The sequence below is a fragment of the Lactococcus sp. UBA7128 genome, assembly GCF_002492185.1.
GTDB lineage: Bacteria > Bacillota > Bacilli > Lactobacillales > Streptococcaceae > Lactococcus > Lactococcus muris.
On record NZ_DKXK01000073.1, the window covers coordinates 14,814 to 28,391 of the forward strand.

12 protein-coding genes and 1 other annotated feature are annotated in these 13,578 nt (G+C 40.7%); of the genes, 10 read left to right on the forward strand and 2 right to left on the reverse strand.

Going from position 1 to position 13,578, the window contains the following annotated elements; genetic code table 11:
- Positions 1-71 precede the first annotated feature (71 nt).
- From B4H39_RS07810 to plsX, 3 genes are all read left to right on the forward strand, one after another.
- Entirely contained in the window at positions 72-1,700 is a 1,629-nt protein-coding gene (locus B4H39_RS07810) for an ABC-F family ATP-binding cassette domain-containing protein (protein ID WP_202230089.1), read from the forward strand.
- A gap of 75 nt (positions 1,701-1,775) precedes the next feature.
- Entirely contained in the window at positions 1,776-2,585 is an 810-nt protein-coding gene (locus B4H39_RS07815) for a Cof-type HAD-IIB family hydrolase (protein ID WP_251420470.1), read from the forward strand.
- Between the two features lie 115 nt (positions 2,586-2,700).
- Positions 2,701-3,693, forward strand: a complete 993-nt coding sequence (gene plsX / locus B4H39_RS07820; protein ID WP_202230091.1) for a phosphate acyltransferase PlsX — start codon at positions 2,701-2,703, stop codon at positions 3,691-3,693.
- Positions 3,694-3,813: 120 nt separating this feature from the next.
- On the opposite strand, the gene mgtA is transcribed toward plsX, so the two are convergent.
- The gene (mgtA, locus tag B4H39_RS07825) at positions 3,814-6,411 is read right to left on the reverse strand and encodes a magnesium-translocating P-type ATPase (protein WP_251420473.1); all 2,598 of its coding nucleotides are present in this window, start codon (positions 6,409-6,411) and stop codon (positions 3,814-3,816) included.
- Between the two features lie 386 nt (positions 6,412-6,797).
- On the reverse strand, positions 6,798-7,238 hold the full coding sequence (locus tag B4H39_RS07830; RefSeq protein ID WP_251420476.1) for an OsmC family protein: 441 nt from the start codon (positions 7,236-7,238) through the stop codon (positions 6,798-6,800).
- 125 nt (positions 7,239-7,363) lie between these two features.
- Positions 7,364-7,586, forward strand: a binding site (T-box leader).
- Between the two features lie 68 nt (positions 7,587-7,654).
- Here B4H39_RS07830 and trpS point away from each other — a divergent pair.
- The 7 genes from trpS to B4H39_RS07865 form a co-directional block, all read left to right on the forward strand.
- Complete coding sequence (gene trpS / locus B4H39_RS07835; protein WP_251420479.1) at positions 7,655-8,686, forward strand: tryptophan--tRNA ligase; 1,032 nt, start codon at positions 7,655-7,657, stop codon at positions 8,684-8,686.
- A gap of 16 nt (positions 8,687-8,702) precedes the next feature.
- Positions 8,703-9,341, forward strand: coding sequence for an HD domain-containing protein (locus B4H39_RS07840; protein WP_251420481.1), 639 nt, complete (start codon positions 8,703-8,705; stop codon positions 9,339-9,341).
- Between the two features lie 19 nt (positions 9,342-9,360).
- Positions 9,361-10,128: a glycerophosphodiester phosphodiesterase gene (locus B4H39_RS07845; RefSeq protein WP_271328095.1), complete on the forward strand. Its 768-nt coding sequence runs from the start codon at positions 9,361-9,363 to the stop codon at positions 10,126-10,128.
- Between the two features lie 207 nt (positions 10,129-10,335).
- Positions 10,336-11,331, forward strand: a complete 996-nt coding sequence (locus B4H39_RS07850; protein ID WP_202230097.1) for a lipoate--protein ligase — start codon at positions 10,336-10,338, stop codon at positions 11,329-11,331.
- A gap of 33 nt (positions 11,332-11,364) precedes the next feature.
- Positions 11,365-12,489 (forward strand): thiamine pyrophosphate-dependent dehydrogenase E1 component subunit alpha, encoded by a 1,125-nt coding sequence (locus B4H39_RS07855; RefSeq protein ID WP_251420483.1) that lies wholly within the window; start codon positions 11,365-11,367, stop codon positions 12,487-12,489.
- Between the two features lie 2 nt (positions 12,490-12,491).
- A complete protein-coding gene (locus B4H39_RS07860; RefSeq protein ID WP_251420485.1) occupies positions 12,492-13,472 on the forward strand; it encodes an alpha-ketoacid dehydrogenase subunit beta in 981 nt (326 codons plus the stop codon).
- Positions 13,465-13,578 (forward strand): biotin/lipoyl-containing protein (locus B4H39_RS07865; RefSeq protein ID WP_414672060.1); only part of this gene is annotated, 114 nt, incomplete at its 3' end. The genes B4H39_RS07860 and B4H39_RS07865, both read left to right, overlap by 8 nt.

The window sequence follows — 13,578 nt, forward strand, 5'->3', positions numbered from 1 at the left end:
ATAGAATAAGGCGATACCTTTATAAAAGTTAACTTTTATAAACCAATATATCCTAGGAGAAAAATATATCCATGCTTACAGTTTCTGATGTTTCATTACAATTTTCTGACCGCAAGCTTTTTGATGACGTTAACATTAAGTTTACGGCAGGAAACTGCTATGGTTTGATCGGTGCCAACGGTGCCGGTAAATCAACTTTCTTAAAAATCTTGGACGGTGAGATCCAACCCACAACTGGTCACGTTTCAATGGGACCGAACGAGCGTATGTCTGTCCTTCGTCAAAATCACTATGACTATGAAGATCAAACACCGCTTGATGTTGTCATGATGGGTAACGAAAAACTTTATGCCATCGCCCAAGAAAAGAATGCCATCTATATGAAAGAAAACTTTTCTGACGAAGATGGGATGCGTGCTGCTGAACTCGAAGCAGAATTTGGTGAAATGGGCGGTTATGAAGCCGAAGCCGAAGCCGCTCAACTCCTTCAAAGCTTAGGCATTAAGACTGAACAACACTATGACCTCATGGCGAATTTGACAGCTGGCGAACACGTTAAAGTCCTTCTGGCACGCGCTCTTTTCGGTAAGCCGGATGTTCTTCTCTTAGACGAGCCAACCAATGGTTTGGATATCCAAGCGATCAGCTGGTTGGAAGAATTTTTGATTAATTTTGAAAATACAGTTATTGTCGTCTCTCACGACCGTCACTTCCTCAATAACGTATGTACATACATGGCAGACCTTGATTACGGTAAAATCAAACTTTACCCTGGTAACTACGATTTTTGGAAAGAATCTTCTGAACTTGCCCTCCGCCTCCAAAACGATGCCAACCGTAAAGCCGAAGAAAAAATCAAGGAATTGCAAGACTTTATCGCCCGCTTCTCTGCCAACGCTTCGAAGTCAAAACAAGCGACATCACGTAAGAAAATGTTGGATAAAATTGAAGTTGAAACTTTTGTCCCTTCTTCACGTAAATATCCATTTATAGGTTTTGAGCAAGAGCGCGAAATCGGAAATGACCTGCTCCGCGTTGAAAACTTATCTGTGGAAATCGATGGCGAAAAAGTCATCGACAACATCAGCTTCATCTTGGCACCTGGTGACAAAACTGCCTTTATCGGTCAAAATGACATCCAAACGACTGCTTTGATTCGTGCCTTGATGGGCGATATCGAATATACAGGTGAAATTAAATGGGGGGTAACTTCATCACGTTCTTACCTTCCAAAAGACAACAGCCGTGATTTTGCGACAGACGAGTCTATCTTGGACTGGCTTCGCCAATTTGTCTTGACTAAAGAAGAAGACGATAATACTTATCTCCGTGGTTTCTTGGGGCGTATGCTCTTTAAAGGGGAAGAATCACTCAAATCTGTTTCTGTCCTTTCAGGGGGGGAAAAAGTTCGTGTCATGCTTTCTAAAATGATGTTACAGCGTGCAAATGTTTTAGTTCTTGATGATCCAACCAATCACTTGGATTTGGAATCAATTTCAGCACTTAATGATGGACTGAAAAAATTCAAAGGCAGCATTATCTTTGCTTCACATGACCATGAATTTATCAATACATTAGCAAACCACATCGTCGTTATTTCTAAGAACGGTGTCATCGACCGTATCGGAGAAACTTACGATGACTTCTTGGCTAATGATGAAGTCCAAGCTAAAGTTAAAAAACTTTGGTCTGAAGACTAAGATAAACTTCAAAAGAAAAAATTGTTGCTCCGCCAAGATTATCTTGAAGCGGAGTATTTTTGGTAAGGGGACAAAATGAATAAGCAATTAAAAGTATTTGCGACAGATATGGATGGCACTTTTCTCGATGAGAACCGTTCCTACGATAAAAGTCGTCTACGTGATATCTTAAAAGAATTTAAAAAGAGAAACTATCTTTTTTGTGCAGCAAGTGGTCGTCAACTCTTGGCTTTAGAAGAGCTCTTTGACGAGTTCCAAGATCAAGTCGCCTTCTGTGCGGAAAACGGCGCACTGGTTAAATACCAAGGCGAGATTCTCTACAGCAGCATTTTAGGACAAGATAAAGCCAACAAACTCGTTGATCTTGTCCGTCAAAATCCTCATATGCACCGTGATGTTGTTCTCTTTTCAGGACTGAATGGTGCTTATGCCCTTCAAACCGCTGATCCGCAATTTGTCGAATTTGCCAATATTTATTATTCTGATTTGAAATTAGTAAAATCCGTCCATGATATCGAAGATGAAATCTTAAAAGTCTGTGTGGAGTTTCCACCAGAAAAAATCCGTGAATGTGAAGACTGGATAAATGCACAAATGACTGATATTCGTGCAACAACGACTGGTTTCCGTTCTATTGACATCATGTCCGCAGGAATCAGCAAGGCAACAGGTCTCTCTCACTTACTCACACACCTCCAATCAAGTCCGGAGGCACTTACAGCCTTTGGCGATCAAAGCAACGACTTAGAGATGTTAGAATTAGCAGGTACCGCTATTGCTGTTGAGAATGCTATTCCTGAGGTATTACAAATTTCCGATAAGGTTATCGGTCACAATCGTGATGCGGCTGTCTTGAGTGAGCTTGAGGCTATTTTGACACATTAATCAAGAGTATGAGCCGTGTCTCATACTCTTTTGAGTGTTTTCAACCTCAATCAATATTGGCTAAAACAAGAGATTTTCGTTATAATTGAACAGAGAAATTATCGGAGGATAAACTATGAGAATCGCAATTGATGCTATGGGTGGCGACTTTGCACCCGAGTCAATCGTTAAAGGAATCAATTTAGCAAAAAAAGAATTTCCAAATATTGAGTTTCAGCTCTACGGAGAACCTGAGGCTATTAAAGCACATCTAGAAGATGAAAAAAATGTAAAAATCATCGCAACAACTGAGCTTATCGACTTCCACGATGAGCCAGTAAAAGCCATTCGCAAGAAAAAAGATAGCTCTCTCGTCCGTGCGGTTAAAGCAGTCAAAGATGGTGAAGCTGATGCTGTTCTTTCCGCTGGAAATACCGGAGCTCTACTTGCTGCTGGCTTATTTATTGTCGGCCGTATCAAACAAATCGACCGTCCTGCGCTTATGAGTACCCTCCCTACTGCAGATGCTACAGGCTTTGATATGTTAGATTTAGGTGCTAACGCTGAAAATAAACCTGAACATCTGGCTGACTTCGCTGTTTTAGGAAGCTACTATGCAGCCAATGTACGTGGTGTTAAAAATCCTCGTGTAGCTCTTCTCTCCAACGGTGCTGAAGAATCTAAAGGATCCACAATGATCAAAGAAGCACACGCTTTGCTCTCAGATATTGAAGATATTAATTTCATTGGTAATATTGAATCGCGTGACATCTTGACTGGAGCAGCTGATGTCGTTGTCGCTGATGGTTTCACGGGAAACGCTGTGCTTAAAGCCATTGAAGGTACCGCAAGTGTTCTGATGCGCCAAATTAAAAACGGCATCATGAATGGAGGCTTTATCACTAAAATCGGTGGTGCTCTTGTGAAAAAGGAACTCAGCAAGCTCAAAGATACGATGAGTACAGATAGCGCAGGCGGTGCAGCTTTAGTAGGTGTCAAAGCACCAGTTATCAAAGCCCACGGTAATTCTAGCCCTGAAGCTATCGTTTCAACGATTCGCCAAATCCATCGGATGCTCGAAACAGATGTTACTGGCCAACTGGTCAAACATTTTGAAGATAAAGAATAATAAAAGAGTCTGGGACAAAGGTCCAAAACTAAAAAATCAAAATCGCTCAACCACGACATTCTTAATGACCGTGATTGAGCGATTTTCCATTATTTTGGACTTTTTTCCTAGCCTCTTTTGCTAGTTGTAGCTCTTATAATATAAATTTTTGACAATCTGTAAAGACAAGAGGTAAGCAAGGATAATGATGAACCAGTAGAAGAAGAATTGAACAGGCAAGTGTGCCAAATCAATAATTGATCCATATGAACTTAAAATCAATGTAAAGCCAACGACGAATGCGCCAATTGTGGAAAGGATAACCGGCAACGAAGGCTTACTTTGTAAGAAGGGGACTTTTTTGGTACGCAAGATATGGAAAGCCAAAGCTTGTGTGCCTAAGCTAACTACGAACCAACCTGCTTGGAAAAGGTTAGCATGGGCAACTGTATTAAAGCCAAAGACATACCACAATACAAGGAAAGTGATGATGTCAAAGATAGAAGACACGGGTCCAACAATAAATGCAAAACGGGCAAGACCTTTAGTTTTCCATTTCACTGGACGAGCAATGTCTTCTTCGTCAACATTATCCCAAGGGATTGAAAGTTGACTCATGTCATAAATCAGATTCAAAGTTAAGATTTGTAAACTGAGCATGGGCAAGAAAGGCAAAAAGGCGCTGGCCACCAAAACGGAAAAGACATTCCCAAAGTTTGAAGACAAAGTGATACGAATATACTTCATCATGTTTGTAAAGACTTTACGTCCTTCAGTTACACCAGTTTCCAAGACCTGTAAACTTTTCTCGAGTAGGATAATATTTGAGGCATCTTTAGTGATGTCGGCTGCAGTGTCAACTGAAATCCCGATATCTGCCGCACGTAAACTTGGGGCGTCATTTATTCCATCTCCCATAAAGCCGACAGTATGAACCTTACGGATAAGCTCAATAATACGTGCTTTTTGCATTGGATTTAATTTTGCAAAAAGATGCACTTCCATAGCCGTGTTGAACAGTTCCTCATCATCCATAAGATCAATCTCACTTCCGATACAATAACGGTCAACTGGAATTCCAACATCTTCACAAACCTTTTGCGCGACAATGGCGTTATCACCTGTCAACACTTTTACAGTTACACCGTGATTTTGTAAACTATGGATTGCTTTTGCTGCAGATTCTTTGGCTGGATCAAGGAAACCGATAAAACCGACAAGGGTCATATCACGCTCACTGGCAGCATCAAAATCTTCGAGTTCTTCATCTGAAATGATTCGCTCCGCAATGGTGAGAACACGCATGCCTTGCATATTCATTTCACGGTTAACTTCTTTCATCTCTGCTAAACGCTCTTCCGTAATTTCAACACGTTTCCCGTCTTCCATCACATGCGTACAGATGGCTTGCATCTCCTCAACTGCGCCTTTTGTGACCATCAAGTTTTTATTGTCAGTTTTCACAACGACAGACAAAAGACGGCGTGAGAAATCAAAAGGTATCTCATCAACTTTTGTAATATTTTCATCGGGCAATTCGCGTCCTAGTTTTTTGAAATAGTCAATCACAGCAACGTCCATCAGATTTTTCCAGCCAGTTTGGAAGTTAGAATTGATAAAGGCTGAATTTAATACTTCATCTGCCTTATTGCCACGTGAGTTTACATATTCAACCATGACGACACGGTCTTCTGTAATCGTACCTGTCTTGTCTGTACAGAGGATATCCATTGAGCCGAGATTTTGAATAGCCGATAAATTTTTGACAATAACTTTTTCTTTACTGAGTGCTACTGCGCCTTTAGCCAAGTTGGCATTGACAATCATTGGCAGCATTTCGGGTGTAAGACCGACAGCTACAGCGATTGCAAAGAAGAATGATGTTTCAAAATCTCCCTTAGTTACCCAGTTCAAAATTAATACGATAGGAAACATGATAGCAACCATGGTCAAAAGCATGCGGCTCACACGGCTCAAACCTTTATCAAAGGATGATTCAACCTTTGTAGTAGTTGCCTTACTGGCAATATCGCCAAACATAGTTGAAGCACCAGTTTTAACGATTAAAATCTCTCCATTTCCTGATAAGACATCGGTCCCCATAAAGAGAACATTGGGCGCATCAAGCGCAGAGATTACTTTCCAGTCAATTTGCTCGTCTTCATCTAAATCTTCGGGTAAACGCTTCTCCACAGGGAAAGATTCACCGGTTAAAGAGGCTTGATTGATAAAGAGGTCACGGTGTGAGAGAAGAATAGCATCCGCTGGAATCATATCTCCCGTTTGAAGCTGAATGATATCTCCTGGGACAACTTCATCCATGGGGATTTCAAAACTCTCCGCTCCGCGCTTAACATTTGTAGTGTTCTCAATCATCTCACGCAGAGCAATTGAAGCCTTTTGTGATTTGTATTCCTGCACAAAACTTACACCAGCAGATACGGTAATCATGAGCAACATATAAAGTGCCCCCTCCATATCTCCTGTCAATGCCGAAACAGCTGCTAAAAAAGCAAGGACAAGAACAAAAGGATTTTTAAAAGCATGAAGCAGTATGATATACCAGGGAATGGGTTGCTGACTCGCAACCACGTTCGGTCCATATTCGTCTAAACGTTCCTCAGCCTGTTCAGCGTTCAAACCCGTAAAGCTCGTGTTTAAACGTTCAAAAAGCTCGTCACGCTTCAACTGTGCCAACTCTTTAAGCACTTCGTTTTTGTTTGTTTTCATTTTTTGCATATGTGCACCTCCCTCATCTCTAGGGCGTAAACCTTTAAAAAGTTTACTTTTCTTTTTTTATGGTGTGGTTTGCGAAATTCCTCTCTCTATTCTACTATAAATATCGAAAAAATATTGAGAAGTCCTCTTATGAATATTAAGGAAACAGTCTGATTTTATCTCCAAAAGCCTCCTTATGCTCTTAAATTCGGTACACAAAAATAAAAAAGCACTATTACTAGTACTTTTAATTACAATTTATCTGTCACTTCTTTATGAAGTACTTACTGTAAATTAGGTTAACACTTGATTGACAGTCTGCAACATATTTCTAACTCTCTGACAACGGTGCAAAACTCCTTTTTTATCTGCCGTTTCCTATCTTACCTGCAGTTGGTCACTCTAAACTAGGAGAGCAATTCTGCTTCCAACTCGATAGGAACTGAAATCAAAGCTTTAGAAACCGGACATGTTGCTTCGATTTCTTTTGCTAACTTTTGAAATTCGTCATCAGAAATCCCAGCAATTTTCGATTGGTTTTTCAGATGAATCTTTGTAATTGCAGGACCGTCTGCTGTTACCGCAAAGGTCACATCTGCTTGGGTGTAAATGTTATCGACTTTGTAACCTTTTTCGCTTAAAAGCAATGAGAATGCCATGCTAAAACAAGCGGCATGAGCTGCACCCAGAAGTTCTTCAGGTGTTGTTATGGATGCTGAATGCTCTGCACGCGCTTCAAAATTATAGGGCGTATCAGTAAATACCTGTGAAGAGTCTAGACTGATGGTACCTGAACCATTTTCTAAATCCCCTTGCCATTGTGCGGATGCTGTGGATACATTTGCCATATATTTCTCCTTTTCATATTATAAATAGTTGGATAGCCTATAGCCCAAGTATAGGATTTTATTATGGCCTTTTCAAGAGATTGGACTCAGACATATTTGACATTATGTGAAAATAAATGTAGAATTTGAACTATCAGAAGAGTAACTTTTCAAAGAATTCTTTAGGAAGTTGGCGGTAGTGCAAGCCAGTGTTTTCAGAAAAGTGAATGGACTGATAATAACAAAATGATTTTAAGCAATATAAATCACGGCTGCTCCCGTTAACAAAGCACTCGTTTCTATGACGAGCTCGAGGAAATTCTTAAAGAATTTCGAATTACGGTGGTACCGCGTGATAACGCCCGTAAAGTATTTTTACAATGCTTTACGGGCGTTTTTGTTACAAAAATTTGTACCTCAAAAAGGAGAGAACTATCATGAATAAACCTACAATCCTAACTGGCGATCGTCCTACGGGCAAACTCCATATCGGACATTATGTTGGCTCACTTAAAAATCGTGTGCTACTACAAAACACAGGAAAATATAACATGTTTGTTTTCCTTGCCGACCAACAAGCTCTCACCGACCATGCCAAGGAACCTGAAAAAATTATCCAATCTGTTGGAGACGTGGCTTTAGATTATTTGGCTGCTGGTCTCGATCCAGAAAAATCAACCATTTTTATCCAGTCCCAAATTCCTGAACTGGCTGAACTTTCAATGTATTACATGAATTTGGTTTCCCTAGCACGACTTGAACGTAACCCTACCGTTAAAACAGAAATTGCGCAAAAAGCCTTTGGCGAATCCATTCCTGCCGGTTTCTTAGTTTATCCTATCGCTCAAGCCGCAGATATTACAGCCTTTAAAGCCAATCTGGTTCCTGTAGGGAACGACCAGAAACCAATGATTGAACAATGTCGCGAAATTGTACGCTCTTTCAATAATGCATACAACTGTGATGTCTTGGTTGAACCTGAAGGACTTTATCCAGAAAATGAATCGGCAGGACGTCTTCCTGGCCTTGACGGGAATGCAAAAATGTCTAAATCGCTTGGTAATGGCATATATCTGGCTGATGATATGGATACGCTTAAAAAGAAAGTGATGAGCATGTATACAGATCCCGACCATATCAAGGTTGAGGATCCAGGTAAAATTGAGGGCAATATGGTCTTCCATTATCTTGATGTCTTTGGACGTGAGGAAGACGCTACTACTATCGCTGAGATGAAAGAGCATTATCAAGCGGGCGGCTTAGGAGACGTAAAAACTAAACGCTATTTATTAGACATTCTCGACCGTGAACTCTCTCCAATTCGTGAACGCCGCATCGAATTCGCTAAAGACATGGGGGCTGTTTATGACATGCTTAAAGATGGCTCTGAAAAAGCACGTGCTGTTGCTGCAAATACCTTATCTGAAGTAAAATCAGCGATGGGCCTTAACTACTTTGATGCCAAATAAAAGAACACAAAAACTTATGACAACTCAAGAAAAAATTGCTGCCTTTGCCAAAAAAATCTATGAGAACAACTATGACGGACATGGCTTTGATCACGTCAGTCGTGTTGTCAAGCTCGCAAAACAAATCCTTGCTACGGAACCCCTTGCAGATTCTGATTTAGTTATTGCTGCTGCTTACCTGCACGATACCTATGATGAAAAGATCTGCTCCGATGTCGCCCAACAAAAACAAGAGGTTGCAGCCTTCTTAACCTCCTTAGATTTTTCTAAAGAGAAACAGGATAAAATCTTTTACATCATTGATAATATGAGTTATTCTGCCAATCTTTTAGAGAAAAAAGAACTCGACATCAATGGTCAAATCGTCCAAGATGCCGACCGCATTGATGCGATGGGCGCTTGGGGCATTGTGCGGACTTTAGAATATGGCTGGTCCAAAGGTCGCACCTTATATGACCCCACCATAAAACCTCAACATTTTTCTAGTAAAAGCAACTATCATCAAAGTGAAGGGACAACGCTCAATCATTTTTACGAAAAGCTCTTTCTGCTCAAAGATTTATTGAATACAGCGCATGCTAAAAAATTAGCCCAGAAGAGAGATAAAATTATGCGTGATTTTGTCACTGCTATTGAGGAAGAATATGATAGCTAGAAAGGCAGATGTTTTAACTGTGAATTTTGAAAAAAACTCTCCTCCTCAGGGCACGTGTCTTATCTTTGCCCATAGAGGTTCAAAATGTAATCGACCTGAAAACACTTTGGCAGCTTTTCAGGAAGCTCTGCATGTAAACTCAGACGGTATCGAACTCGATGTCCACCTGTCTAAAGATAATCATCTGGTCGTCATTCATGACGAAAAAGTTAATCGAACAACTTCTGGAAGAGGCCGTGTTTGTGATATGACCCTAGCCCAATTAAAACAACTCGATGCTGGCTCTTGGTTTGACAAGGCTTTCTACAAAGAAAAAATACCCACTTTAGAAGAAGTTCTGAATTTGCTGCTAAAGGAAAACTTTGCAGGTTATCTGAACATAGAGATTAAGACCGATATCATAAATTATCCTGGTATTGAAAAACAGCTCTTTACTTTGATGAACACTCAAACTTTTCCCTTTAAAGTCATCTACTCTTCTTTTAATGTAAACACACTTCGCAACTTACACGCACTAGGCATTAAAGACGAAATCGCCTATCTTGCAGGAAAAACTTTTCAAAGAGTGGATCTCTCCGTAGTAGGAAGCTTTATCACAAGCCTTCATTTGAAAAAAAATTATGTTTTTAGACATAAGAAACTATTAGCACCGGGCAGTAAACCGATTCGGCTTTGGGGAATTCATTCAGAAAAAGACATGTACTCAGCTTTTCAGCATAACATATCTGGAATTTTCACAGACTTTCCTGAAAAAGCGCTCAAAATTCGAAAAATCAGTCAAAAGTAAGATAAAACTCCTCTCATTGTAAACATGCTCTACGCATGTTTTTTATATCCAGAAAAAATTCACAAACTTTATCATAAAATTGTACAATAGTCGCTTATGATAGCGGAGTCATTTTCCTTTACTTTCTATTTCACAAGGGATATAATGAGTTTGTATGTGTTAAATGGGAAATACATTTGACATATATTTCTAATGAAAGGAGAATCTATGCAATATATTAATTATCTCGGGCAGGATGCCTATACCAACATTGCGATGGATTCTTGGTTATTAAATAATCTGAAGGCAGAGGAGCCTGTTTTTGCCCTTTGGCAAAACAAGCGTGCTGTTATCGTCGGACGTAACCAAAATACTTTTGCTGAGATAAATCAAGATTATATTGATCAACATGATGTGCAAGTTGTACGGCGCGTATCTGGTGGCGGTGCTGTCTATCATGACGAGGGAAATATTTGTTTTACATTTTTTGTCCCTGTAGCCAGTTCAGCCCAAGTTAACTTTCATCAATTCGTGAAACCCATGTATGATGCGCTTCGTTCTCTTGGTATTGAAGCTGAAATTACTGGAAGAAATGATCTTGAAATTGCTGGAAAGAAAGTTTCTGGTAATGCACAGCGTTACGCCGGTGGTTACCTTATGCATCATGGTACTTTGCTCTGGGATACTGACGTGGAGGCGATGATTCGTTCACTCAATGTCTCTGATGAAAAGTTTGTCTCTAAGGCTGCTAAATCTGTACGCGCACGTGTCGGAAATATCAAGGACTTTGCACCTGATTTGAATTTAGATACTTTTATTGATGCACTCAAATATTACTTAACCAATCAGGGTAAGGATGGCGAATATGTTCTGAATGATGAACAGCTGGCGGGTATAAAAGCTGCACGTGATGAGCAATTTTCGACTTGGGATTGGAATTACGGTGAAAGTCCTAAGTTCAGTTTCAATAACCACGCCAAATTTACTGGTGGATCAATTGATATCCAAGTTGATGTCAATAATGGTCTGATTACTGATATTAATTTCTTGGGGGATTTCTTGGGTGTCCGCGATTGGCGTGACATCAAACAAGACTTTATAGGTCTTCCGTTTAATCCAGATGCTGTACTTAAGGTTCTAGAAAAGAATAAAGAAGGACAATATTTTGGAACAATTGAAAACAATGAACTTTCACAGCTTTTCAAGGCTGATGAATTGGTTTAAAAAAACGAGAATGAAGAAGAAAGGGAGATATTTATGTCAAACAGCACAAAAATCCTCGATTTCAAAAAACAATTAGAATTACAAGACAGCGCGTTTCCGACGCTCCAAATCTTAGACGAAAACGGAAAAATCGTTGACGAAGAGGGTCTTAAGCGCGCCGATCTTTCAGATAAAGATTTAGTAGAACTCTTTAAAAACATGCTGCTTAGCCGTCAAATCGACATCCGTTGCATGAAACTTGCAAAACAAGGTCGTATGGGATTCTTTGGACCCACTGCAGGTCAAGAAGCTTCTCAAATGGCTTCTGCTTTTGCATTCACTGATGAAGACTGGCTTTTCCCAGGTTACCGTGACTTGCCACAGATTTATGCTAAAGGCTGGCCAATCTGGAAAGGGCTCCTCTGGTCTCGTGGACACCAACTCGGTAACGAGTATACAACAGACGAAGGCGCTGAAGTAAAATCTTGGTTCCCACAAATCATTATCGGTGCACAATATATTGAAGCGGCTGGTGTCGCTTTAGGACTGAAAAAGCGTAAAAAAGATGCCGTTGCCTTTGTTTACACTGGTGATGGTGGTTCTTCTCAAGGGGACACTTATGAAGGGATTAACTTTGCTTCTGCTTACAAAGCACCACTTGTTGCCTTTATCCAAAATAATGGCTATGCAATTTCAACACCACGTGAACTCCAAACAGCGGCGCCTCACTTGGCAGCTAAAGGTTGGGCAGCTGGTGCACCATCTATCGTTGTCGATGGTAACGATGCTATTGCGATGTACTTGGCAGCTAAAGAAGCACGCGCTTGGGCTGTTGCTGGTAACGGTCCAGTCGTTATTGAAGCCCTTACTAACCGCTTGGAGCCTCACTCAACAGCTGGTGATGACCCACTTCGTTACCGTAGCCAAGAAGGCCTTGATGCTTGGTGGGCGAAAGAGCCATTGCTCCGTATGCGCACTTACTTGACTGAAAAAGGTATCTGGGATGAGGCTCAAGAAGAAGCTTATATCGCTGAACTTGATGCGCGTATCGATGCAGACATCAAGAAAGCAAACAATGTTGAAAAACAAAAAATATCAAGTTTTTTGAAAAATACACTCGAAGTACCTAGCCAAGTAATGGTTGAGCAAATTGCAAAATTTGAAAGTGAGGGCAAGTAAACATGGCAGTAAAAACTTATATTGCAGCAATCACAGAAGCGCTTGACTTGGCGCTTGAACGTGACGAAAATACATTAATCTTCGGTGAAGACGTTGGGCAAAATGGTGGGGTATTCCGTGCAACTGATGGACTCCAAGCAAAATATGGTGAAGACCGTGTCTTCAATACACCACTTGCCGAATCTGGTATTGGTGGTTTGGCAATTGGTCTCTCAACTCAAGGCTTCCGTCCAATCATGGAAATCCAGTTTGGTACATTTGTTTATGAAGTTTTTGACTCCATTGCTGGACAAATGTCTCGTACACGTTACCGTTTCAACAATACACGTCATAACCCAATTGTTATCCGTACACCTTATGGCATCGGTACAAAAACACCTGAAATGCACGCCGACTCTATCGAAGGGCTCTTTGCTCAAATTCCTGGACTTCGTGTCGTTATGCCATCAAATCCAGCAGATGCTAAAGGACTTCTTTTGGCTGCCATTGAAAACAATGATCCAGTAATGTACCTCGAAAACTTGCACCTTTACCGTTCTATGAAAGGAGAAGTTCCGGAAGGCTACTATACAACACCTTTGGATCAAGCAGTCGTTGCCAAAGAAGGTTCAGATGTTTCGATTATCGCTTACGGTGGTACAGTTCCTCTGGCTATCAAGGCTGCTGAACAACTCGAAAAAGAAGGGATTAGCGCTGAAGTTCTTGATTTGCGTACCGTATCGCCTCTTGATATCAAATCAATCGGTGAGACAGTAGAAAAAACCGGACGTGTTGTTGTCGTTCAAGAAGCACAACGTACAGCGGGTATTGCTGCTAACGTTATGGCGGAAATCTCAGAACGCTTTGTTCTGTCACTTAAAGCACCTATCGGCCGTGTAGCTGGGCCAGATTCTATCTTCCCATTTGCTCAAGCCGAAAATGACTGGGCAGTTAAAGCAGACGATATTGTGAACAAAGTGAAAGAGGTAGTAAATTATGACTGAAATTTTTAAAATGCCTGATATCGGCGAAGGCATGCATGAAGGCGATATCGCTAACTGGCTTGTAAAAGTCGGAGATGTCGTTAAAGAAGATGATCCTGTGGCTGAA

Bases quoted from the DNA above. Each gene is read 5' to 3' on its own strand.
- B4H39_RS07810 (WP_202230089.1), top strand. From the start codon at position 72: ATGCTTACAGTTTCTGATGTTTCATTACAATTTTCTGACCGCAAGCTT.
- B4H39_RS07815 (WP_251420470.1), top strand. From the start codon at position 1,776: ATGAATAAGCAATTAAAAGTATTTGCGACAGATATGGATGGCACTTTT.
- plsX (WP_202230091.1), top strand. From the start codon at position 2,701: ATGAGAATCGCAATTGATGCTATGGGTGGCGACTTTGCACCCGAGTCA.
- mgtA (WP_251420473.1), bottom strand. From the start codon at position 6,411: ATGCAAAAAATGAAAACAAACAAAAACGAAGTGCTTAAAGAGTTGGCA.
- B4H39_RS07830 (WP_251420476.1), bottom strand. From the start codon at position 7,238: ATGGCAAATGTATCCACAGCATCCGCACAATGGCAAGGGGATTTAGAA.
- trpS (WP_251420479.1), top strand. From the start codon at position 7,655: ATGAATAAACCTACAATCCTAACTGGCGATCGTCCTACGGGCAAACTC.
- B4H39_RS07840 (WP_251420481.1), top strand. From the start codon at position 8,703: ATGACAACTCAAGAAAAAATTGCTGCCTTTGCCAAAAAAATCTATGAG.
- B4H39_RS07850 (WP_202230097.1), top strand. From the start codon at position 10,336: ATGCAATATATTAATTATCTCGGGCAGGATGCCTATACCAACATTGCG.
- B4H39_RS07855 (WP_251420483.1), top strand. From the start codon at position 11,365: ATGTCAAACAGCACAAAAATCCTCGATTTCAAAAAACAATTAGAATTA.
- B4H39_RS07860 (WP_251420485.1), top strand. From the start codon at position 12,492: ATGGCAGTAAAAACTTATATTGCAGCAATCACAGAAGCGCTTGACTTG.